The sequence below is a fragment of the Roseobacter denitrificans OCh 114 genome (assembly GCF_000014045.1).
In the GTDB taxonomy this organism is placed as follows: Bacteria; Pseudomonadota; Alphaproteobacteria; order Rhodobacterales; family Rhodobacteraceae; genus Roseobacter; species Roseobacter denitrificans.
The window spans coordinates 2,365,906-2,386,509 of record NC_008209.1 but is presented as its reverse complement, the minus strand read 5'-3'; the positions used below and the strand labels follow the sequence as shown (position 1 = coordinate 2,386,509).

Here is a 20,604-nt window from a genome sequence, read left to right as displayed (position 1 = left end):
AATGCGAGTACACGAGCATTTTCGTGACTCTGAATCGCAAAAATGAGAATAAGATGCTTGATTGGGACGAGTACCACCTGTTGCTGCATGTCGCTCGTTTCGGGCGTATTCCTGAAGCGGCACACCATTTGAAAGTGACGCCATCGACCGTTTTTCGCCGCCTTGCCGCGATCGAAAGTAAGCTGAACATCCCGGTGTTTCAGCGGGATGGCGGGCAGTACACGCCAACGGAAGAAGGCGTGGCCATTGTGCACGCCGCCGAAAAAATGGAGCAGGAGACAGCCAACGTCGCACGCCATCTTTTCGGCGAAAGCCAGACCCTGTCGGGATCTGTCAAGATTACAACGAGCGAGGTTTTGTCGTCATTCTTTGTCGCGCGTCATGTGATGGCGATGGGGCGGGAGCACCAAAACCTGAAAGTGCAGGTTGTCAGCGATGACACGATGCTGGATTTGTCACGCCATGAAGCAGACGTTGCAATCCGGCCCAAGCGCCTCTGCTCGGATGCCCTGTTTGGGCGAAAGCTCGCGACGATTCGCTGGGCGACCTATGTCGCCGATAAAAACCGCCATCACGACATAGACCAAATGCACGCTTTCATCGGTCACGCGGGGGATCCCCGGCTGGCGGCAAATTTTGGCTCGACGGCGTTCGACCCCAATGCCACCGAGGGTCCACAATTCTTTGCAAGCTCGCTGATCCTGCGCGCGGCCATGTGCGCTCAGGGTGATCATGCCGCCACATTGCCGATGATCCTGGGCGAAGTCTGGCCGGGACTGCGCCGCGTCGGTGGTGCGCTTGAGGCCCCGATTGGGGATCTCTGGATCGTTTGCCACCACGACATGCGACGCAATCGACGGGTCCGGGCAGTGTTCGATGCAATGATTGAAGGGGCCCGCGCCGACATGGCCCTTTTTGAAGGGCCGAAAGGTGCTGATCAGGCAACGTGACACATAAAACGCACGGCTGCGCACCAGATGGGCTGTCGTGTGTGTCTCCACCCAATGTCGCCCTATCGCCTGATGAAGCAGTGTCGCATCCAGACGCTATGAACCGGCAGTTTTCGGGAATTTCGCATGCGTTGGAACGTGCTCCAGATCAAATGCCCACTCTGGCTGTTCCGACACGAAAATTCTGAGCCGTTCAACGACTTGGGCTGGTTCGCTCAGAGAACCAGCGGGCACGATCATCTTTGTCCCGTCACCATTGGTCCAGGGAACTCCTGACCCGCAGACCCGGCAGAACGACTTGGAAATGTCCCGCCCCGGGACCTGATAGCGGACGATCTGCTCGGTGCCACTGAGCCACTCAAACCCGTCAGTACCAACGAAAAGGTTGGATGCAAAAGCTGATCCTGTAATTTGGCGGCATTGATCGCAGCTGCATAAAAAGAGCTTTTCGAATGAGCCTCTGACTTCGTAGGAGACCGCTGCGCAAAGGCAGCTGCCACGTATTTTTGACTGGGCAGGTTCGGTCATCGGTTCCACCTTTCCTGATGGGTCGGCTGTTGGGGGTGAATTCGGCGTTTTCGCGGATAGATGCGATCAACCCACATCCTGCCGCGTCGCAGAAACAGATTTCATTGGGTTCCCTGCCAAGGAGGGATTGAATGGTGACGCGCTGATAAACTCCGCCGACACGGATGATCCTATTGATGAAATCACATAGCGTCTGGCGCGGAACTTCCACCATCGGCCCGTATCAGCCGAAGCAGTCTTGGCGTCTTTGGCAGCTAGCTGCAAGTCGACAACGCCGGTCAACTGGAGGGTCCGGTTTGCTTCGAAATCAACAAAGAGCAGGCCAGCGCGCGGATTAAGCAGGAAATTACCCAGCGTGCTGAACATTGAATTCCCGTGGTAGTCGGGGATGAACAGTGTCTGGCCTTGAGCCTGCACAAACCCGGGTTGTCCGCCACGGTGCGAAACATCCGCAGCACCGTCCGTGGCGGTGCTGGCCACAAAAAATGTGTCGGCATTGGTTATCCAATTGGCCACATGATCGGGCAGTGTCGCACCGGACTCAATGCATTGTGGATCGCTTGACGCACCCCCTGCCCTGAAACGCCGTGCCTGAATGTATTTGGGGCAGTTGGGAAAGGATTGATCCACGGACAGAGTGAGGTTTTGCCCTGACATCGCAGCAATGCGGCCATTTACCCGCAACCGCTTGCGTGTCGAAAGATCAATGAAGAGCAGACCAAGGTGGTTCCCGATGCCGAGATCAAGTTGCCGTTCGCGCAATCCGCCCGCGCCGAGAGATATGCTAAGCGATGCGCCGGCAGAACCAACGGTTGCAAATCCGGCAGCCCCCACAACGAATTCCGCCCAAACGTCACCCATCGCGGACACACCACCGACGACGCAGTACGACTGTGATGTCACGAATGGGATAATGTGGTCCGGAATCGTTGACCGTATCATTTTAGAATTTGCGCCAGCGATATCGCGCACGCCAGTGGCGTCCTGGATGGCCAATTCACCGGGATGGAACATTTGAGACATACCTTTGGTTCGTGTTTGTCCCTGCACCGCCCGACCGGCGATGCAATGGGGTTGTTTCAGGCTCAGAAAGTGACGAGCCGATATCCTTCATCAAGGTAGCCAGACAGGTCGATGACGCCCGACGTGCCCGGAATGGCCTTGTCACCGACAAGAGCAACGCCTGTCGATTTCACGTCTTCGGTTGCCCCAAAGACATCGGCGCATCCAAGGCATGCACCTGCCACCTTGTCCGAGACCGCAGTATAAAGCGGATTGGCCGGGTGTTCGGGATTGATCAACTCATTCACCCAACGCACCCCGGTGCCTTGGAAAATAAGGGCGACGTCCTGTTCCTTTTCCTTGAGCGCATAGGTCAGAAACATGGCGTTGAAGACGCGACCGAGCGCTTCTTCCGAGTTTGCCTTTGGATCTGAATAGATGACGATTGCAGTTTTGGACATGAGGGGTTCCAGTTTTTGATTTGCCTTTACCGAACGAACGTTCAATTATTGAGTAACGGACGGCAATGATACTGACAACTATATTTGACCGTTCGTTCGGTAACGTGTTAGTGATCTGGAGGATCTGCATTTGGGACGAAGATCAAGCATCGGGGAGGAAGACCTGATCAAAGCGCTTTCGCGCGTGTTTCGTGACATGGGGTATGAAGGAGCAACGCTGTCCTCTTTGTCGCAGGAGACCGGCCTTCGACGCGCAAGTCTCTATCATCGGTTTCCCAGCGGAAAGGAGCAGATGGCGCAGGAAGTCCTGGCCGCCTCTGAAAACTGGCTGACGGAGAACCTCTTTGAGCCGCTGAAGGGCGATGCTCCAGCCGAGCAGCGTCTACAAGCGATGACCCGCAAGCTGGATGCGCTCTACTCAAGTGGCAAACAGGCTTGCATTCTGAACATGCTCAGCTCCGCCAACGGTGGTGACAATCCCTTTGCGGCGGCGATCAAAAGGATCTTCAACGCCCTGATTGATTCATTTGCCACCCTCGCAGAGGAACAAGGTTTTGACAAATCAGGCGCAAGGGCGCGCGCCGAACGTGCCGTCATGTTGTTGCATGGCAGTTTGGTCCTGTCGCGGGGGATGGGATCGCAAGCACCCTTCGAACGGTTTCTTGAAACGCTGCCTGATGAACTGCTCGGGCGTCCATAGCACGCGACCGGGGTCCTTGGCTGGCCTTATCGGCAGGGTTTTTTCCCGCGCTGTTTACCACCTTTGCAAGTGGTCTGGTATTACTGGATAATCCGCCACACAGTCAGCCCGCCAGGGTTTTGTGGCGAAGAGCATGACGGTCGGGAAAGACAGGTCCACCCGAACGTACGCGAAGGCAACCGCATTAGCTGCCCAAGGCCCATGACATGCACCACCATCGCACCATTGATCAGGAATTGATTCAGCAACCCAAGCGCAGGCGGAACCAAGCGCAAGCCCGCTTCCGCAGACATGATGCTCGCCCCAAGCAAGGCATCGACACGAATTCAGCGTTTGCCGCCAAATGTAGGATGGTCGATGTCGTGGCCATCAACTTTCGCTTGTTGGAAATGCCCGAACGTGTGGTTCAAGGAATTTGAAACCCTGCATGCACCTGCGGTTCTGGGCCCTTCGTACATCTGCGCCAGATCAGCCGGCCTGTCATGCGCCAGTTGTCCTTTCGCACCGGCGCTCAGCACGGAGTTTGCTGATGGAAATAAGGTGGAACCCAAGGAAGATCGGGACAAAGAATGCAGGGAACAGCGCCAGTGGGTGATCGTTGACGATGTTGGGCGCATCTTGGGACAGCAGATGTGCAAAGCCTTCGGATGTCATGATCCCAAGGGCTACGGCAAAGACGAAGTCCAATATCCCTATGACGTTCGCCCGCATCAGCAGTTTCTTTGCGTTCGCCGCCCCGCTGGCCAAGGCTGTACTGGCTTGCCATCCGGCGATCCCGGCCCAGATGTCACCCAACCCCGCCGGCAGTGCGAATTCCGCTGGAATGCTGCCGCCGAGCCACCCGATCAAGAAAACAGCGCCCATGACGCGGGGAATTTGAAAGGCGGCGATGGCGGCAAGGGGCGTGGCCATGGAGATGCGTCGCCCCAGCGGTGTGAGCCACGCGAGCCCCCAGACAATCACCGCGCCGCCAAACAGGAAAGCCAGGACAATCGGAGGGTCCTGAAGGGTCGGCGGTACGTTCAGCACGTTGGATTCCGAGGGCGGCACCACGATGGCAAACCACAGCCCGAACAGGAACGCCGCCACCGTGATCGCAACCCCTGTTTGCCCTGCCGTGAGGTTGGCCCGGCCTGCCCCGATCATCAGGATCGCGATCGCAATAAGCGGCAGTGCGACAGCAAAGGTGCGCACATAGAAAACAAGAAAGTCTGTCATGTCATTTCTCTCAGATTGTGGGGGATGAATTCGAAGGTCTGAATTAGGAGGCGGAACGGCTGTCGATGGCGCGTGGGGCGCCGTCACACCGATCTGGCACTTCGTCTGCCCTCACCGCAGCAGCGGGTCCGGAGACCCGCGCAAAGTCACGAAAAGTGGTTCTTTGATCCTTTGGCATAACCTGCACCCGAGTTTAGCGTATAGTTGTACTCTTAAATTATAGATGTTATGCAAACTCTATAATGTCAATCCCCGGGAGACAGACACATGCCGAGAATGTCCCAAGCCGACAAACAAAAGAGCCATGAACGCATATTAGACGCGGCTGCGAGACTGTTCCGCAGGGATGGTATTAGCGCCACGAGCGTATCGGACGTGATGCAAGCCGCGGGGCTTACGCAGGGCGGGTTCTATCGCCACTTCTCCTCAAAGGAGGATCTTGTAGCTGCTGCGTTTGAAAGGTCTGCCGAGGAACTCCTGACCAGAACCAAAGGCAAGACAGAGAGCCAAAAGCGCGCAGATTACATCGCGAGATACCTCTCACTCAGTCATGTGAAGAACGCCGGCCAAGGCTGCCCCTTCGCCGCCAACGGATCAGAAGTAACCAAGCTTGGCGATGGTTTGCGCTCCCAAGCCTGCCAAGCGATCAAGCGGATTTCTACGATGCTTAACGCTTCAGAGGACAAGACCGCAGGTGATGGCGTTGCGACCTTGGCGCTCTTGGTGGGAACGATAACCCTTGCCCGGCTGGCTCAGTCGGATGCAGAAGCGACGCAGATTGTTGAAGCCGGCAAAGTCGCCGTTGACCGGCTGAGCAACAAGACCCCTTAGGGTCAAATCTCACCACGCGATGCGACACTTCCGGAAACCGCAAGAACCGGGTCGGACGCGGCGCCCTTGACCTCTAACCTCTGCTGGAAAACGGAGGACTTCGATGCGCTACCAGTTTGAAGCAATGCCATCGACAGTGGCGCATTGGCACCGCAAAAACCGGCTGGACAAGCTCGGAAACAGGATTCTGCATGTTCACGATGGTGGTACGTATCCCTGTCGCCACTGCCTCAAGGAAGCGGGTAAAAAGGATGGGGCGCTGCTCTTTTCCTATCGCCTCCCCCTGCCCGACAGTGTCTATGCCCAACCGACGGCGGTGTTCTTGTGCAAAGGCGAATGCACAGGTTACACCGGTGGACAAAGCGTTCCTGAAATTGTCGGAAACAGGTTCGTGGCCCTGCGCGCATTTCGCGCAAAAGGGCTTATGGATTATGCGATGAACACCTTGTCCGACGGGAAGGGTGTCGGCGACGAAGTCGAGCGTATTCTGCAAAACAATGAGATTGCATTCATCAATGTCCATACGGCACTGGCCGGATGCATGTTATGCGCGGTCCGCCGAACCTGAGCCTTGACGGTGCCGGGCGTTTGGCAAACGCGAAATCGCCCTCATCATTCCTTACGCAATAGGCCTTTGTGTCATGAAAAGCCACGTAAGGCGCGCAGCAGGATGGTTATTGACTGCCCATGGTGCAAATGATTGCTTGCATCCAAGGCAACCGAAACCACGTTGACCACAAGCGCAAAAATCAGTCGCGGGTCGCCAAAACGTCGCGGGTCATCTTGCCGCTCACAAGGGATCTGCGTCAGGAAATTTCCGAACGCGCGGCTGATCGGATGTAGACATGACTTGCTTCAAAGGAGAGTACAGAGGGAAACGCACACAAACCTTGCGACAGAATTCCCTTTGACGGTTGCCTTGTTGAAAAGCGGTGCCGCCTGTGAGCGGCACCGCTTTGAACGTTCAAGTGAACAGGAACTCGTCAGCAGGCAGGAAATCCGCGATGTCGATGATCCCGTCGAAACGCACGGCCTCTGCCACGGCAGCGCCTGTGACGAGGTAAGCCTCGCCAGCATCGGCACCGCCCAGATCGCCGCGCCATGAAGAGAGCAGTATATCATCGCGCCCGTCGCCATCGAGATCCCCGACATCTGCGACGCTCTATCCTGCGGTGTTGTCCTCGCCGAGGCCAAGGATTTTGACGCCTTCGTCGGGCGTCATATCGGCAAAGTGGAAGAAGCCATCGCCCTCAGCGGTGAAATCCGCCGCCAAGGCCTCGCCAAAGACGAGATAGGCACCGCCACTTTCGCCCAACCCATAGGCACCGACAAGCACATCCGGCGCACCGCCGCCATCGACATCACCTGCCGTTGAAACCGAGAACCCGGTCAGGTCCCGTTCATCCGCACCGACAAAGCGCACCCCACGCCCGCCGGACAGATCAGAGACATCAACCGACACATCAAGGCCCGGCAGTGTTTCAGCCGTCAGTGCGGCACCTGACAGCAGATACGCCTCCCCGCCGAAGGGAATGCCATCCGCATCAGACAGATACGCCCCAAAGAGCACATCGCCAAAGCCGTCACCATCAATATCGCCCGCATCCGCAAGGCCCCGGCCAAGCGCATCCCCTGCCTCCGGGCCGTAGATCACGAGGCCCTCTCTGTTGGTCATTGTGCCTGCATCGATTTCGCCACCGGAACCGCGCGCGGCGAGGATTGCCGAGCCAAAGATCACGGCACCAACCCCGTTTTGTGCGCCAGAGCCGTCCGGCGAGCCGGTCCATCCCCCTGCGATCACGTCAAGCAAGCCGTCCGCGTCCACATCGCCCGCACCGGACACCGCAAAGCCCAGCAGGTCCTGCGCCTTTGCGCCGGTGATGGTGACACCATCGCCGCCGGACAGATCGCCAAGCGCGATTTCACCGTCGCCGTCTTCGCCCGTCCCTGCGACAATGGCCGACCCAAATACGACATGGGTTTCGCCCCTGCGCCCGTCAGCTTGGCCTGCACCGATAATGATATCATCCAAACCATCCCCGTCCAGATCGCCGAGGGCTGCGACCTGATGCCCGGCATAATCAAGGATCGCAGAACCGGTGAGCGTCACGCCCTGATCCGGTGTCAGCGCTCCGAGGTCGATGGCGGTTTCACTCGCGCGTGCATCTTCGATCGCGTCGCCGAAGACCACAAAAGCGCGACCTGCAAAGATATTGGCACCAAACGCGCCCACAATGACATCCGCACGGCCATCTCCATCGACGTCGCCTGCGTCGGCCACGCTCCACCCCGCGAATTCAGCGTTGAGCGCGCCTTGCAGGAGCACCCCAGCGCCACCCGAAAGGTCACCAAGGTCGAGCGCTGCAAAACCGTTGGTTGGCTCCAACGCCCCTAACATGGCGCCGTCGAGCACATAGGCCTCACCGGGTGAGAGCAGCGCATCGCGGTCTGCGCTGAAGGCGCCGATGACAACCTCTGATGTGCCGTCGCCGTTGATATCCCCGGCGGTGGAGACCGAGATACCCGCGTTGTCGCCCGCATCGAGGCCCGTCAGCGCAACAACCGAGAGCGGCTGCACCGAGATATCCGCCCGCGTCAGCACCGTGTCGCGCAGGACAACCGTGGTTGCGCCATAGGCCAGCGTCGTGTCGCCCGTGAACGTATTGTAGCTGAGACTGTAGTGCGACGCATCCGCCAGACGGATGCTGTCGACACCGGCTTCAAAGTCGGTAATCACATCCCGCCCGTCCGCAGTGCCGAAATGGAACATGTCTGCGCCGTGTCCGCCCACGAGGCGGTCATCATCACCACCGCCGGTGATCACATCATCGCCGTCACCACCAAAGATGAGGTCGTTTCCGGAGCCGCCGGTCAGCCTGTCATTGTCAGCGCCACCCGCGATGCGGTCCGCACCCGCGCCGCCGTTGATCTCGTCACGGCCATCATTGCCACGCAGGTTATCCGTCCCGTCGCCACCGTCCACGTCGTCATTGCCGGTGCCTGCAGTGACACTGTCGTCGCCCGTGCCGCCGCTGACAACGTCATTGCCCGCGCCCCCGTTGATGATGTCGTTGCCAGCACCACCGTCGAGCATGTCGTTGCCGGCACCGCCGCCCAGAACGTCCGTGCCGTCTTCGCCAAAGATCGTGTCATCGCCTGTCCCGCCAAAGGCCCGGTCATCGCCTGCACCGGCGGACATGAAGTCCGAAAGTTATTGCTTATCAATTGGTTAAGTGATTGATTTTGTTGAATGCGGGATCGCGGCGTGCTGCGGATTGTGCAGCAAAATGTGCAGCAAAGTTAAGCGCTTTTCGCTTCTGCTAGCCTTCGAACATGGCAGCCTTTCGCTGAGTATTGATCGTTCGAAAATCTGCGAGGATTCGCGACTTTGTCCAGGATCGCAGAACTGTCGTGCCATGGATCACGATGCCGCAACGCGACACTCACAGCCAAGCACGCTGCGTTGGCCATACGAACTGATCAATCGACATGACCGAGCGTAGCGGAAATTCGAAGGGGACAGATTGCGTGGGATAAAAAACCAAGGCACATGGCTGACCGGGTGCTTGCAAAGCGCAAATCATTGAAATCTATTGCCAACCACTGAGATGATAGTGTGTGATGGACAGAAGGGCCGGTAAAGCAATGGCTATGGCCGAATTGCTGTCGGTCGTAGCTAAATGATCGTGGGCGACGGTTCGAACAAACAAACCAAACGTCAAATGACAGGCAAAAGGTAAACCGTGACATCGTCTCCCTACTCAAAAGACGCACTCAAGGGTTGTTTTCGTGTCGGCGATGGCGGACGCTGGAAGGTGAATCTTGACACACAACTAGAAGCGATCGCCGACTCAGCGGCGTCGCGAGCTGAGCAGAGACCGGTTGCACTAAGTTTGTCGTCACGAACTGACGCTTCTGGAGTGGTCCATCGGTTCGCCGCTGACATCGAAACAGATTTGATAATGCGGGCGACCTACCGTCGCTTGGCGAAGCAGTACAACATCCAGCTGCCGAATAGAGAAGTTATTATTTCTGGAATTCTTGAAGCAGTTTGCGAAGGAAGCCCTTACGCAGTTACTCGATGTGACATCCGATCCTTTTATGAAAACATTGATGCAGAGCCAATAGTTAAGAAAGTAATCGCAGATACTCGTACGGATGCTAGCCTTCGTGCTGTGATTGAATGGATTTACGACGCTGGTGGTGGCGCGGTCCCTTCTAATGTGGCACCACGTGGTTTGGCTATCAGTACAGTACTTGCCGAGCTAGCCCTGAGCGACTTTGACAAAGCCTTGAAAAAACTGCCTGGTGTCCATCGGTATTTCCGATTTGCCGATGATATGGTCATCTTCCACCTTCCTCAATATGACATACTAGCTGAAATTAATGATCTTTTAGATACTTTGGGTCTGGAGATTAACGAGAAGACAACAGTAACTCACTTTAGGTCCGACAAACCAAGTGGGGCGGGAGCTAATACCAAAGCAAACTTTGACTTCCTGGGCTACGAATTCACGGCAAATAATAGTGTGAAAAGCTTTGAGAGCCGAGAATTTTCTGTATCAATTACTGAAAGAAAACTTAAAAAGAGGCAGACAAGAGCTTATCTCGCGCTTAAGTCATTCAAGAAGCACAAGAATGCGTCGCTGCTTTTGGATCGGCTCAGATATATAACTTCAAATCAATCGATATACCGTACGAAGCACTCGCGCGGAAAGCCGCGCGAAAAAGTGCGGACAGGAATATTCTACAACTACAATAGATGTGGCTACTACCCGCCATCAAAGCGAGGGCGCGAGAAACGGGCCCACCCGGCATTTGAACTCGTAGGCCTCGATGGTTATCTAAAGACGCTTCTCTTTAGCCCAAGTAGCGAATTTTCAGCGGACATTTTGGCCCTTCCTCCCCCACTTCTAGCTGAGCTGAGAAAGCTGTCATTCGCGCAGGGCTACAGAGCGCGCATCATACGTCGGCACTCGCGGGCGCGTGTCGCAGAGATTTTCAGGGCTTGGAATAATGAGTAATATTGACGACCGTATGCGTGAAGTTCGAGCAGTTCTTACTGAAACTCTTCCATTTGAACTACCTCTCGGATTTACAAACGAAAATCTGTTCCTCTCTGAGCTGAGATTGGATCAGATGACGGGAGTTCAGCAAAACTATCTGAATAGGTTAAGACGGCCGCACAATAACTACACTAAGCCTTATCTTTACAGCATAAACCGCTCTCGGCGATCAAAGAACACGCTAGGTCTTATCCATCCAGCAGTTCAGCTTAGGATTGCTACTTTCTATTCTGAGTTTGAGCAAACTATCATTCAGGCTTGCGGTCGGAGTACTTTTTCGATCCGCCATCCATACGAAGCTTTGCGTATATACTCTAAGGATAGCGCGAAGGATGTGCGGAAAAGGTGGAAGCTTGCTCTTCCCGGAGAGAATGTAGGGCATGCAATAAAAACATCCTACACCTCATCTTACTTTGCCTACCGGAAGTATTTGTTGCTTGATAAATTCTTCTCTTCAAACGAGATAATCAGGCTAGAGGGAAAGTATTCTAGATTGAGAATGCTGGATGTTTCCAAGTGCTTTTTCAATATTTATACCCATTCAATAAGTTGGTCTCTCAAAGATAAGGATTTTTCCAAGAAGAACGCAAAAAACTATTCTTTCGAACAACAGTTTGACACCTTAATGCAGCACTCAAATTATAATGAGACTGCTGGTATTCTCGTTGGCCCTGAGGTTTCTCGTATTTTTGCGGAAATTATTCTTCAGAGGGTTGACGTCGAGCTTGAGCGAGCAGTTTCCAAACGATTGAAATTAGAGTGTGGTCGAGACTATGATATTCGAAGGTACGTAGACGATTTCCACCTATTCGCAAATGATGAAGACGTTCTAGATAAGGTAGAGGGTGTCTTAGCCGAAATTCTTGAGACGTATAAGCTGTTCTTGAATACGGGGAAGAGCGAAGAGGTTGAACGCCCTTTTGTGACTGGAATTTCCCGGTTGAAGTTTGAAGTCAGCGGCATTTGCGCCAAGCTGTATGACGAGCTTACGGTGGATTTGAGTAACAATGAAGAAAGTTCAGCTGAAGCTCGTGAAACTCTGCGCAAAGCTCGGGTTTCGCTAGACGCGCTAAGACACATTGGTGGAACCGAAAGGGCGCTTTTGCCTAGTGCTATGTCTGAGGTTTTTACAACACTTTCCCGTATTGTAAGAAGTTTAAACAAAATGACGGAACTTGACCTGAGCGAAGCGCAATCAGAAGATTTGATCGCAAGGGTGAAAACTGTTGTTCGTGTCTTGTTTTACCTGTCAGCAATAGATTTTCGAGTTCCACCAATCATTCGGCTGTCCTTAATTTTGAAGGAGGTCGTGAGGCTGTCGAAGAAGCTGGCCCAGCCGTACCGTGAAACTATCACCGGATACTTGGTGTACGAGTTGAGTGAGTTGATGGCGACTCACTACGTCGAAGAGGCAGAGGCCGTGGGCTTAGAAGTGGCAAATACCTTTGTTTTGGGTTTGGTTGTTGAGCCGGCTCTTTTTGCAATGCAAGAAAGCTCTGCGAAGTTTCTGCACAATGTTCTCACCGGAAAGCATAAATGCTATTTTTCGGTTTTGTGTGCGCTCCACGCACTGAACTCGGTGGAAAATATCAAAGAGGACGAAAAAAATGCCTTCGTTGATGGTCTGATCAATAGGATATTGTCCAACGACTTCGAAATTGAGGTGAGTTGCGAGGAATACCTTATTTTTTGTGATGCATTGTCTTGCCCTGCGATAGACAGAGACGTGCGTTGGCAGACATTCCAAGACAAGCTTGGCGGACAGGGATTGAGTAAAGCGGCGTTTGATGAGTTGGCGTTATGCTTCCGCCACATCAACTGGGATGCAAATGGGCCGGGTTTTGAACTAGTTCAGCGTAGGTTGCCTCCCGTCTATTTTTCAGGCTAACTGCTTTCTGGCGGCAAGGTTCTTGTGCTAGATCGCTAACGCTGCTTCGGTAGCCGAGGTTGACGTCTACTAACGCTGACTTCGCTTGGTGTAAGTAGGCGGTCACACACACATTAGCGCGTTCCTTGTCGTCACTCCAAGACTTGGAGGAGCTGGCAAGCCTTGTTGGCAGCCAAGAGCGTTTCGCACTCGTAAGAAGCTTGCTTGCTTCATCTGAGCTCAGGTGCCTGTCCTCGCTGCCCACCTTTGAGAGATGCCCAATTGACCGATGTCGCAACTGTCTCCGGCTGGACTTCAAATCTGTGTTTGCTTCAGCCGAGGTCGGCTTGTTGCATGCTTCACTCGGAGCTTGGCGAACGATCAGGGCTTCCGGGCTGTTGCCCGTCCATGCGACGCCGGAAGATGTAGGTCGCGTTTTCGATAACATCTGGCTCCTCATGAAAGACAACAGTCTTTACTTCGATCGCGGGCTGCCAATCCGTGGGGAAAGGCTCTAAACCATCGTCTATGAAGCTTAAATCCCAGCCATTTCTTGCTTTCCTTGCCGACGCGCGTCGCCGACTTCCGCGTGCGCTGGAACTGCAAGACAGTGGCATTGCCGCTACTGGCGGCACGCGACCTAGAATCGAACTCGAAGAGATCGTTGCCAAACCAGCGATCCAGGGGTAATCCCCCCGAAATTTAGGGGTCTGCGGAAGTAGAATTTTCTCGAAGATGGAAGAGGAGATTCTGATGAAGAAATCGAAGTACAGCGACGCGCAGATCATGGCGATCTTGAAGCAGGCGGAGAACGGCGTGCCGGTGTCTGATCTGTGTCGCGAACATGGGATGAGCAGCGCGAGCTTTTATAAGTGGCGTTCAAAATATGGCGGCATGGATGCCAGTCTGATGGCGCGGATGAAGGAGCTCGACGAAGAGAACAAGCGGCTGAAAAAGATGTATGCCGAGAAGAGCATGCAGAACGATCTGCTGAAGGAAGCCCTTGGAAAAAAGTGGTGAGGCCGTCTCAAAGACGCGAGATGGCCGAATGGGCGGTGCGCTACCGTTCCGCCAGCATCGCTCTGGCGTGCCGGGCGTTCTCAATCAGCGAGACCTGCTTTCGATATCAGCCAAAGCTCAGCGATGAGAACGAGTTGATCGCTGATTGGCTGGTCGCGTTGACGAATGCCAAGAAGACATGGGGTTTCGGCCTGTGCTTGCTGCATCTGCGGAACGTGAAAGGGTTCAAATGGAACCACAAGCGCGTTTATCGCATCTATCGCGAGTTGGAGCTGAACATGCGGATCAAGCCCCGAAAACGGCTGCAACGGGAGAAGCCTGAGCCACTGGCCGTGCCGGAGGCCCCGAACGAAGTGTGGTCGATGGACTTCATGGCCGACCAGTTGGCGGATGGCAGATCGTTCCGGACGCTGAACGTGCTGGATGACTTCAATCGAGAAGGCTTGGCCATTGAGGTCGACTTCTCACTGCCGTCAGAACGCGTGGTTCGGACGCTAAACCAGATCATTGCATGGCGTGGCAAGCCGTTGGCCATTCGTGTGGACAATGGCCCAGAATACGTCAGCGCCAGGCTCCAGAACTGGGCAGAGAAGGCGGGGATCGGGCTGATCTACATCCAGCCCGGCAAGCCCCAACAGAACGCCTATGTCGAGAGATACAACAGAACTGTCCGCACGGAATGGCTTGGGCGGTATCACTTCAACAGCATCGAAGAGGTGCAAGACCATGCCACCCGTTGGCTCTGGACATATAACAACGAAAGACCAAACATGGGGATCGGCGGAGTGACACCGATACAGAAACTGAAAGCAGCATAGATTCTACTGACGCGCCCCTCTGAAAATGGGGGGATTACCCAGGTAGGAGTGTTTTCTTCGTCTTTCGCCCTCAATCTCCATGGCGACAAACAGGTTGTTCTCCCAGCCGTCAACAAAGCAGCGGCGAATGCTTTCGCCCAAGCTTTTGGGCAGGCGTGGTCCAAATTCAACCTTAGGGAACTTGCCAAGGAAGAGGAGAGAATCCAGCGGCTCCTTCAATTCCTAGAGAAGCTCCAAGCGCCTGAGCGATACCCGTCAGCATTCCATATCGACCCATTGGCACGAGAGGCATTGAACCTGACTGACCGTGTCTTGTCCAAGCTCAACGCCGAGGCTGTTGGCGACAAGACGATGCGTCGGATCGCCCCGATCCTTTCCTTCTCTGCTGACCCTGCCAAAGCCCGCGAAGCCGCGATCGAGCGCTTTGTCGATGCACAGCTCGACCGTTGGACGGAATTTCTCGACACCGTCGAGTCCATGCCGTTGACGCCCGAACAACGTCTGTCCGTAGTTGTCGATGAGGATGCGACGCTGGTTCTAGCCGGGGCCGGATCGGGCAAGACCAGCGTCATCACCGCGAAAGCGGCCTATCTCGTTAAGGCCGGGATCAGGTCTCCGGAAGAACTGCTTCTCCTGGCCTTTGCACGAGATGCAGCGACTGAGATGTCTGAGAGGATCGAAGCTCGTTGTGGCGTGCCCATCGCCGCGCGCACGTTCCATGCGCTGGCCTACGAGATCATAGGCGATGTCGAAGGGGAAAAGCCCGCGCTTGCGCCGACGGCAACGGACGACAAGGCGTTCCTATCGCTTATCCGGGACATCCTGCGATACATCGTCAGCCGCGTCAGCGACGTGGCAGAAACCGTGATCGGCTGGTTTGCGGGCTTCTTCGACGACTTCCCATCACCTTGGGACTTCAAGTCTGCCCATGAATGGTATTCCGAGGTCGAAAGCCGCAATTTACGGACGCTGCAAGGGGAAACCGTCAACAGTTTCGAAGAACTAATCATCGCGAACTGGTTGTATCGGAACGGCATTGCCTTCGAATACGAGCCTACCTACGAACACAAGCTGACCGGGACTGGGCGACGTGTCTACACCCCGGATTTCCGTTTGACCGAAAGTGGCGTCTACATCGAACACTTCGGGGTCCGGAAGAGACGAACCTCAGATGGCACGGAGCAGCTGACAACCGCGCCGTTTGTCGATCGAGACGAATACCTGGCCAGCATGGACTGGAAGCGAAAGGTCCATACGGAACATGAGACGGTCCTGATCGAAACCTATAGCTGGGAGCGCGAGGAGGGTCGGTTGCTCGACGCGTTAGCCGAAAAGCTCGCGCCACACGTCACCTTGAGGCCGATCCCGGATATCGAGATTTATGATCAGGTCACACAGGTCGGTGTCGTGGACGGGTTCTCGTCGCTGATCGGCACCTTTCTTCGCCATTTCAAGAACGGCGGGTATCAGATCGATGACTGCTCCGACAAAGCATCCACCCTGAAAATGGGAAAGAGAGCCGATGCTTTCCTCAAGATCTTCGGAGCGGTCTTTCGAGAGTATCAGAACCGCCTAGGCGACCGTATCGATTTCGAGGACATGGTGATCCGGGCGACTGCGCATGTCGAAAGAGGACGTTACAACAGCCCGTTTCGCCACATTCTCGTTGACGAGTTTCAGGACATCTCGACCGGAAGAGCGCGTCTTATCAAAGCACTCAAGGAGCAGCACGCGGATGCGAAGGTCTTTGCGGTTGGGGATGATTGGCAATCGATCTACCGCTTTGTCGGCTCCGATATCCATATCATGCGAAACTTCGGGGCCGAGTTTGGGGGGCAGTTTGCCGGCATAACCGGCATCCACCGAACCGTTGATCTTGGTCGCACTTTCCGATCAGTTGACAAGATCGCGCTCGCATCACGACGCTTCGTCTTGCGCAACCCGGCCCAGATCACAAAGACAGTGCGCGCAGCAGGAGAAACGGACCAGCCTGCGATTCAGGTTGCATGGACCCGGCGCGACAACGCCGAAAACGTCCTCCACGAAACCCTCGCTTCTCTGACAGAGGCGAGCGCAGATGGCGTCCAAAAGCCGTCCGTGCTCCTACTTGGCCGATACAGGTTCAATGAACCTGACCTCAGGCGCCTGCGGCGGCAACACCCGGCACTTTCGCTGAGTTTCAAGACGATCCATGCTTCCAAGGGCCTGGAGGCAGACCATGTGGTCATTCTCGGGGCCGACAAGGCTCGAATGGGGTTCCCGTCCATGATCGTTGACGATCCGTTGCTAAGCCTCGTCTCACCGGAAGCGGAGCCGTTCGAGAACGCAGAAGAGCGTCGCGTGATGTACGTTGCTATGACGCGCGCCCGACGTTCGGTGACAATCCTTGCGTCGGAAGCGCGGCCTTCGATCTTCGTTACCGAACTGATGAACGATCCGGATTACGGCGTCGACAGCCCGGTCGAGGCGACGGAACGCACACACACCTGCCTGCAATGCGGGGGGCGTCTTCTCTACATGCCCGGGCAGGATGGACCGGGATGGTATCGCTGCGAGCATGTGAAATTGTGCGGAAACCGTATGCCGGCATGTCCAGAATGCGGCGTAGGGCTGCCGGTCCGGGACCCAAAACGCAGTCTGATGGAATGTTCGGAATGCGATACGTCGCAGCAAGCCTGCCCCAGCTGCGACGCTGGATGGCTCATTGAACGCCGTGGCAGGTTCGGACCCTTCCTCGGGTGTGTCCGTTTCCCGGACTGCAATGGGAAAGCGAAGATCGCAAAGACTGCATCGCGCTAAATACACTATCAAGACCCATCACGTCGGGCGCAAGCACCCAAAGTTGCGCAACTAAGTGACATAAGTCTGACCTTCCCCTAGCCTGGCATGATGTCGAGCCAAGCGTGGACAGATGTCGAGAATGACCTGATCGTCGCGGATTACTTCGCGATGCTGGCCGAAGATGTGGCAGGCCATCCCTACAACAAGGCCGAGCATCGACGGCAGCTTCTACCGCGACTCAACGACCGCTCGGACGGATCGGTCGAGTTCAAACATCAGAACATCAGTGCCGTTCTCAAGGGCCTCGGCGAGGTTTGGATCACCGGGTACAAACCGGCCTTCAACTTCCAGACCAGCCTCGTCGACGCCGTCGCACGATGGCTGGTTATTAACCCCGGTTGGACGCACCGCACCCTTTCTTCCCGGCCCGTTGATGGCATGGCCGAGGCGGCGCAACTCTGGGTCGGGCCTGCGCCGACGTTGACCAACCAACCGTCGCCGGACGAGCTTGAGCAGATGCTCCACATCGCCAAGAAGTTCGACGTGGCCGCGCGGGATGGACGCAACCGCGCCCTTGGCAAGGCTGGAGAAGAGCGCGTCTTGAAACACGAGCGTAACACTTTGACTGCAGCAGGGCGGGAGGACTTGGCGCAACAAATCCGCTGGGTTTCCGAAGAAGAAGGGGATGGCGCGGGCTATGATATTGCCAGTTTCGATGCAGACGGACGGCAGCGTCTCATCGAGGTGAAGACCACAAACGGGTGGGAACGCACGCCGTTTCATATCTCCCGCAATGAGCTTGCAGTGGCAGATGAACGGCGCGAGGAATGGTGCTTGTTTCGCCTCTGGAACTTCGCACGAACGCCCAAGGCCTTCGAGTTGCGCCCGCCGCTTGATGCGTATGTGTCGCTGACCGCAACCAGTTTTCAGGCAAGCATTCACTGAGTAGTTTTGGCGAGACACAGCCCCCAAGACGGCGCATCAGTGGAGCGCGAGATAAAAGGGTTGCCGCATCCGGCAGGCAACTGATTGTTGTGACTGACTTTATTCAGCCGCACCCATTTACGTGATGCGGCGACAATACGGTTAACGCACTGACTTTGCAGGAATAATTCAGCGGCACATTCCCGATGGGCGCTTTTTGCGGCGTCAAATTCAACGCAAAATCAGATATTTGGGTGCCTTTAAGCGGCAAGGTTTGGAGGGTTGCCGTGCGATTTCTTCATCAACATCAGACACCTAGGCACGTGTTGCCGCACCTCTTTTATCTTGCGCTCCCATTGTTGGGCGCAAGATACTATCTCTTGATGCTCGGACTCGTCGCCTCGTCTAAAGAGTAGCTGCCAAGAGCGGGTTTTCGCAGTGTGCATACCAGAGGTCTGAAAACACTGCGAAATTGCAGGAAACCTGCACACGATCGATTTGCATGCACGCGAAAACGCTAGTCACGTCAGTGACTTGCGGCATTCGTGGCAGGCGCTTTTATCTTGCCCTTCTTCCTGCCCTTCTTCCTGTTGTCTTCCGCAGCCCTCCGAAACCAGCTCTTTGCGCACGTTCAAAGCCCTAAACATGCAGACTCGGGCGACGCTCCCAGATGCATGAGTCGGGGGCCGGGCGCGGCCGCCAAGATGCCCACTTCGGTGCTTCGATTTGAGCCGCGTTCGGGAGCCTGCCCATCCGATTTGTACGCTGTGACAGGCCGCTTTGCGCGACGCGTTCGCTTGGAGTGCACAAGACGCACGCGCCGCCGCATGCTGCTCGACATGGCACCGTCACGCCCATCAGCAACGCGCACCGAACCGGCCTTGCCGGTCGATGCCGCGCGGATCGAGGCGGCGTTGGTGAAGGTCGCTTTGCTGGTCGCGGAAGACCCAGCCTTCGCGCCGGTCTTCGAGCGGCTTGAGGCGGAACTGGCCGCGGCCGTGAAGAAGGAGAAACGGCTGTCGGAGGCGCAACGCCGGGCGCGGGAGCTGCTGGCTCAGAAGGCGATGCGGGCGACGAGTTCGGCGACGTGTTCCAGCGATGCGCCCTTGCCATACCGTTCCCGGTCAAGCCGATGACCGAAAAGGTCGCGGCGGATGCGGTCGTCGATCCTGGCGGCAAGCATGCGGTCCTCGAAGGAATGGCGCAGGGAATACATCGAGTGGCGCGGCGTCTCGAGCAGGCCGTTGGCTCGGAGGAACTTGTTGACGACCGCGCTGAGCGTCGCTCGGTTGCGGTAGCGCGGGAAGCCTTGAGGGTACTGCTTGAAGGACTCGAGCGATACTCCGGTCAGCGGAATGATGCGGCGCGCGTAATGCGACTTGAGCTGCCGTCCCTCGGGCTCGATGGAGATGTGCGGGACATCGCAGTCGAGCCGGATCGTCTCCGCCGTCAGCGCAGCGCCTTCGGACGGCCGGTAGCCGGTGTTGATCATTCCCAGCAGCAAAGCGCGGGCCTGGCCATTCAACCCGTCAAGTGCACTGGGCGCGAGCAGCCGCATCCTGATCCAATCCTCACTGAAAGGCGGGCGCGTATGCTTCTCGCCCTCCTTGAAGGACAACTCGCCCAGCGGCAGCACCAGTCCAAGCCGCTTCATCATGTTCACGGTCTTCAACACGTCGCCCAGGTGGATCAGATCCTTGTTGGCCGAATTCGCCGTGACCTCGCCCGCCTCAATCCGGTCGAGCCAGTGCTGGCGAAAGTCCAGCATGTCGTCGCGGGTGATGTTGGCGATCTCCTTGTTGCCAACAACCGCGACGAAGTTCTTCACCGCCTTCTTGCGCGGTGCTTCCCAACGGCGCAGCTGGTCCTCGCTCTTGCCGAGGGTCTTTTCCTTGGCGAGGCCCCAGTAGAGCTCCAGTGCCTTGGTGACCGACATCCGGGGTTCCGGGGCGGTGCCGAGAAGGGCCGCGGCCTCGATGGCATCGGGTTGCTTCGCCGGGGCTGGGATCGCCTCGACGCGCTCGACGACTTCCTCAACCGGCAACTTGGCCACCGCCCCCGCATCCAGATACCGAAAGCCGCGCGCCTGGGCGAGGTCGCGGGCGGCTTCGTAGCGGACCTCTGCATCTTCACTGTTCCCGGCCAGCCGCGCCTCCCAAGCCTCGATCATCTGGCTCCACGCGCGGTCTGCCTTACTCCGAGCGATAGTCTCCGAGTCGGTGTGCAGGCTGATCCAGACAGTTTCGCGCGGCTCGATGCCCCGATACCGGCGCGGGACGCGGCGGCGGAGGTGGTAAAGACGGCCTCGTTTGGCAATGCTCATGGCGGAGAAATCTCCGTTTGTGCAGCAAATTGTGTAGCAAAATGCGCAGCAAATCAAGCGGACCAAACACCGCCTTCAGCGCGAAAACGCCGAATTCTGCCCTACTATCATGCGG

At 56.2% G+C, this 20,604-nt stretch carries 18 protein-coding genes and 1 pseudogene; 12 read left to right on the top strand and 7 right to left on the bottom strand.

What is annotated here, in order from left to right:
* Positions 1-53: 53 nt before the first annotated feature.
* Positions 54-950, top strand: a complete 897-nt coding sequence (locus RD1_RS11500) for a LysR family transcriptional regulator (protein ID WP_011568677.1) — start codon at positions 54-56, stop codon at positions 948-950.
* A 96-nt stretch (positions 951-1,046) separates the two neighbouring features.
* On the opposite strand, the gene RD1_RS20690 is transcribed toward RD1_RS11500, so the two are convergent.
* From RD1_RS20690 to RD1_RS11490, 3 genes are all read right to left on the bottom strand, one after another.
* Entirely contained in the window at positions 1,047-1,478 is a 432-nt protein-coding gene (locus RD1_RS20690; protein WP_011568676.1) for a GFA family protein, read from the bottom strand.
* A gap of 66 nt (positions 1,479-1,544) precedes the next feature.
* Positions 1,545-2,339: a pyridoxamine 5'-phosphate oxidase family protein gene (locus RD1_RS11495; RefSeq protein ID WP_171959986.1), complete on the bottom strand. Its 795-nt coding sequence runs from the start codon at positions 2,337-2,339 to the stop codon at positions 1,545-1,547.
* Between the two features lie 224 nt (positions 2,340-2,563).
* Entirely contained in the window at positions 2,564-2,941 is a 378-nt protein-coding gene (locus RD1_RS11490; RefSeq protein WP_011568674.1) for a DsrE family protein, read from the bottom strand.
* Between the two features lie 130 nt (positions 2,942-3,071).
* Here RD1_RS11490 and RD1_RS11485 point away from each other — a divergent pair, with 130 nt between their 5' ends.
* Together RD1_RS11485 and RD1_RS11480 are read left to right on the top strand one after the other, a co-directional pair.
* The gene (locus tag RD1_RS11485) at positions 3,072-3,641 is read left to right on the top strand and encodes a TetR/AcrR family transcriptional regulator (protein WP_011568673.1); all 570 of its coding nucleotides are present in this window, start codon (positions 3,072-3,074) and stop codon (positions 3,639-3,641) included.
* A 206-nt stretch (positions 3,642-3,847) separates the two neighbouring features.
* A complete protein-coding gene (locus RD1_RS11480) occupies positions 3,848-4,060 on the top strand; it encodes a hypothetical protein (RefSeq protein WP_044033105.1) in 213 nt (70 codons plus the stop codon).
* A 61-nt stretch (positions 4,061-4,121) separates the two neighbouring features.
* Here the strand turns inward: RD1_RS11480 and RD1_RS11475 are convergent, their stop codons facing one another.
* Complete coding sequence (locus RD1_RS11475; RefSeq protein ID WP_044033104.1) at positions 4,122-4,859, bottom strand: hypothetical protein; 738 nt, start codon at positions 4,857-4,859, stop codon at positions 4,122-4,124.
* Between the two features lie 276 nt (positions 4,860-5,135).
* Here RD1_RS11475 and RD1_RS11470 point away from each other — a divergent pair, with 276 nt between their 5' ends.
* Positions 5,136-5,690 carry a TetR/AcrR family transcriptional regulator gene (locus RD1_RS11470; RefSeq protein ID WP_050759080.1) on the top strand — a complete coding sequence of 185 codons (555 nt, stop codon included), beginning with the start codon at positions 5,136-5,138 and terminating at the stop codon, positions 5,688-5,690.
* Positions 5,691-5,793: 103 nt separating this feature from the next.
* Positions 5,794-6,258, top strand: coding sequence for a DUF1203 domain-containing protein (locus RD1_RS20445; protein WP_011568670.1), 465 nt, complete (start codon positions 5,794-5,796; stop codon positions 6,256-6,258).
* A gap of 396 nt (positions 6,259-6,654) precedes the next feature.
* Here the strand turns inward: RD1_RS20445 and RD1_RS21450 are convergent, their stop codons facing one another.
* Together RD1_RS21450 and RD1_RS21375 are read right to left on the bottom strand one after the other, a co-directional pair.
* A complete protein-coding gene (locus RD1_RS21450) occupies positions 6,655-6,804 on the bottom strand; it encodes a hypothetical protein (RefSeq protein WP_354582560.1) in 150 nt (49 codons plus the stop codon).
* A gap of 48 nt (positions 6,805-6,852) precedes the next feature.
* Positions 6,853-8,889, bottom strand: a complete 2,037-nt coding sequence (locus tag RD1_RS21375) for a calcium-binding protein (RefSeq protein WP_011568669.1) — start codon at positions 8,887-8,889, stop codon at positions 6,853-6,855.
* 544 nt (positions 8,890-9,433) lie between these two features.
* Here RD1_RS21375 and drt3a point away from each other — a divergent pair.
* From drt3a to RD1_RS20970, 7 genes and pseudogenes are all read left to right on the top strand, one after another.
* Complete coding sequence (gene drt3a / locus RD1_RS11450; RefSeq protein ID WP_011568668.1) at positions 9,434-10,714, top strand: antiviral reverse transcriptase Drt3a; 1,281 nt, start codon at positions 9,434-9,436, stop codon at positions 10,712-10,714.
* Positions 10,707-12,644, top strand: coding sequence for an antiviral reverse transcriptase Drt3b (gene drt3b / locus RD1_RS11445; protein WP_011568667.1), 1,938 nt, complete (start codon positions 10,707-10,709; stop codon positions 12,642-12,644). Before drt3a ends, drt3b begins: the two co-directional genes overlap by 8 nt.
* Positions 12,645-13,358: 714 nt before the next feature.
* Positions 13,359-13,529 (top strand): annotated as a pseudogene (locus RD1_RS21290) (transposase); the annotation flags it as partial.
* Complete coding sequence (locus RD1_RS11435; RefSeq protein ID WP_245897203.1) at positions 13,496-14,461, top strand: IS3 family transposase; 966 nt, start codon at positions 13,496-13,498, stop codon at positions 14,459-14,461. The pseudogene RD1_RS21290 and the gene RD1_RS11435, both read left to right, overlap by 34 nt.
* 48 nt (positions 14,462-14,509) lie before the next feature.
* Complete coding sequence (locus RD1_RS11430) at positions 14,510-17,260, top strand: UvrD-helicase domain-containing protein (RefSeq protein ID WP_011568666.1); 2,751 nt, start codon at positions 14,510-14,512, stop codon at positions 17,258-17,260.
* A 90-nt stretch (positions 17,261-17,350) separates the two neighbouring features.
* A complete protein-coding gene (locus tag RD1_RS11425; protein WP_044033438.1) occupies positions 17,351-18,187 on the top strand; it encodes a DUF3883 domain-containing protein in 837 nt (278 codons plus the stop codon).
* 806 nt (positions 18,188-18,993) lie between these two features.
* Positions 18,994-19,302: a hypothetical protein gene (locus tag RD1_RS20970; RefSeq protein ID WP_143090275.1), complete on the top strand. Its 309-nt coding sequence runs from the start codon at positions 18,994-18,996 to the stop codon at positions 19,300-19,302.
* Here the strand turns inward: RD1_RS20970 and RD1_RS11420 are convergent.
* Positions 19,221-20,489 carry a DUF6538 domain-containing protein gene (locus RD1_RS11420; RefSeq protein WP_011568664.1) on the bottom strand — a complete coding sequence of 423 codons (1,269 nt, stop codon included), beginning with the start codon at positions 20,487-20,489 and terminating at the stop codon, positions 19,221-19,223. The genes RD1_RS20970 and RD1_RS11420 overlap by 82 nt on opposite strands.
* Positions 20,490-20,604: the final 115 nt, after the last annotated feature.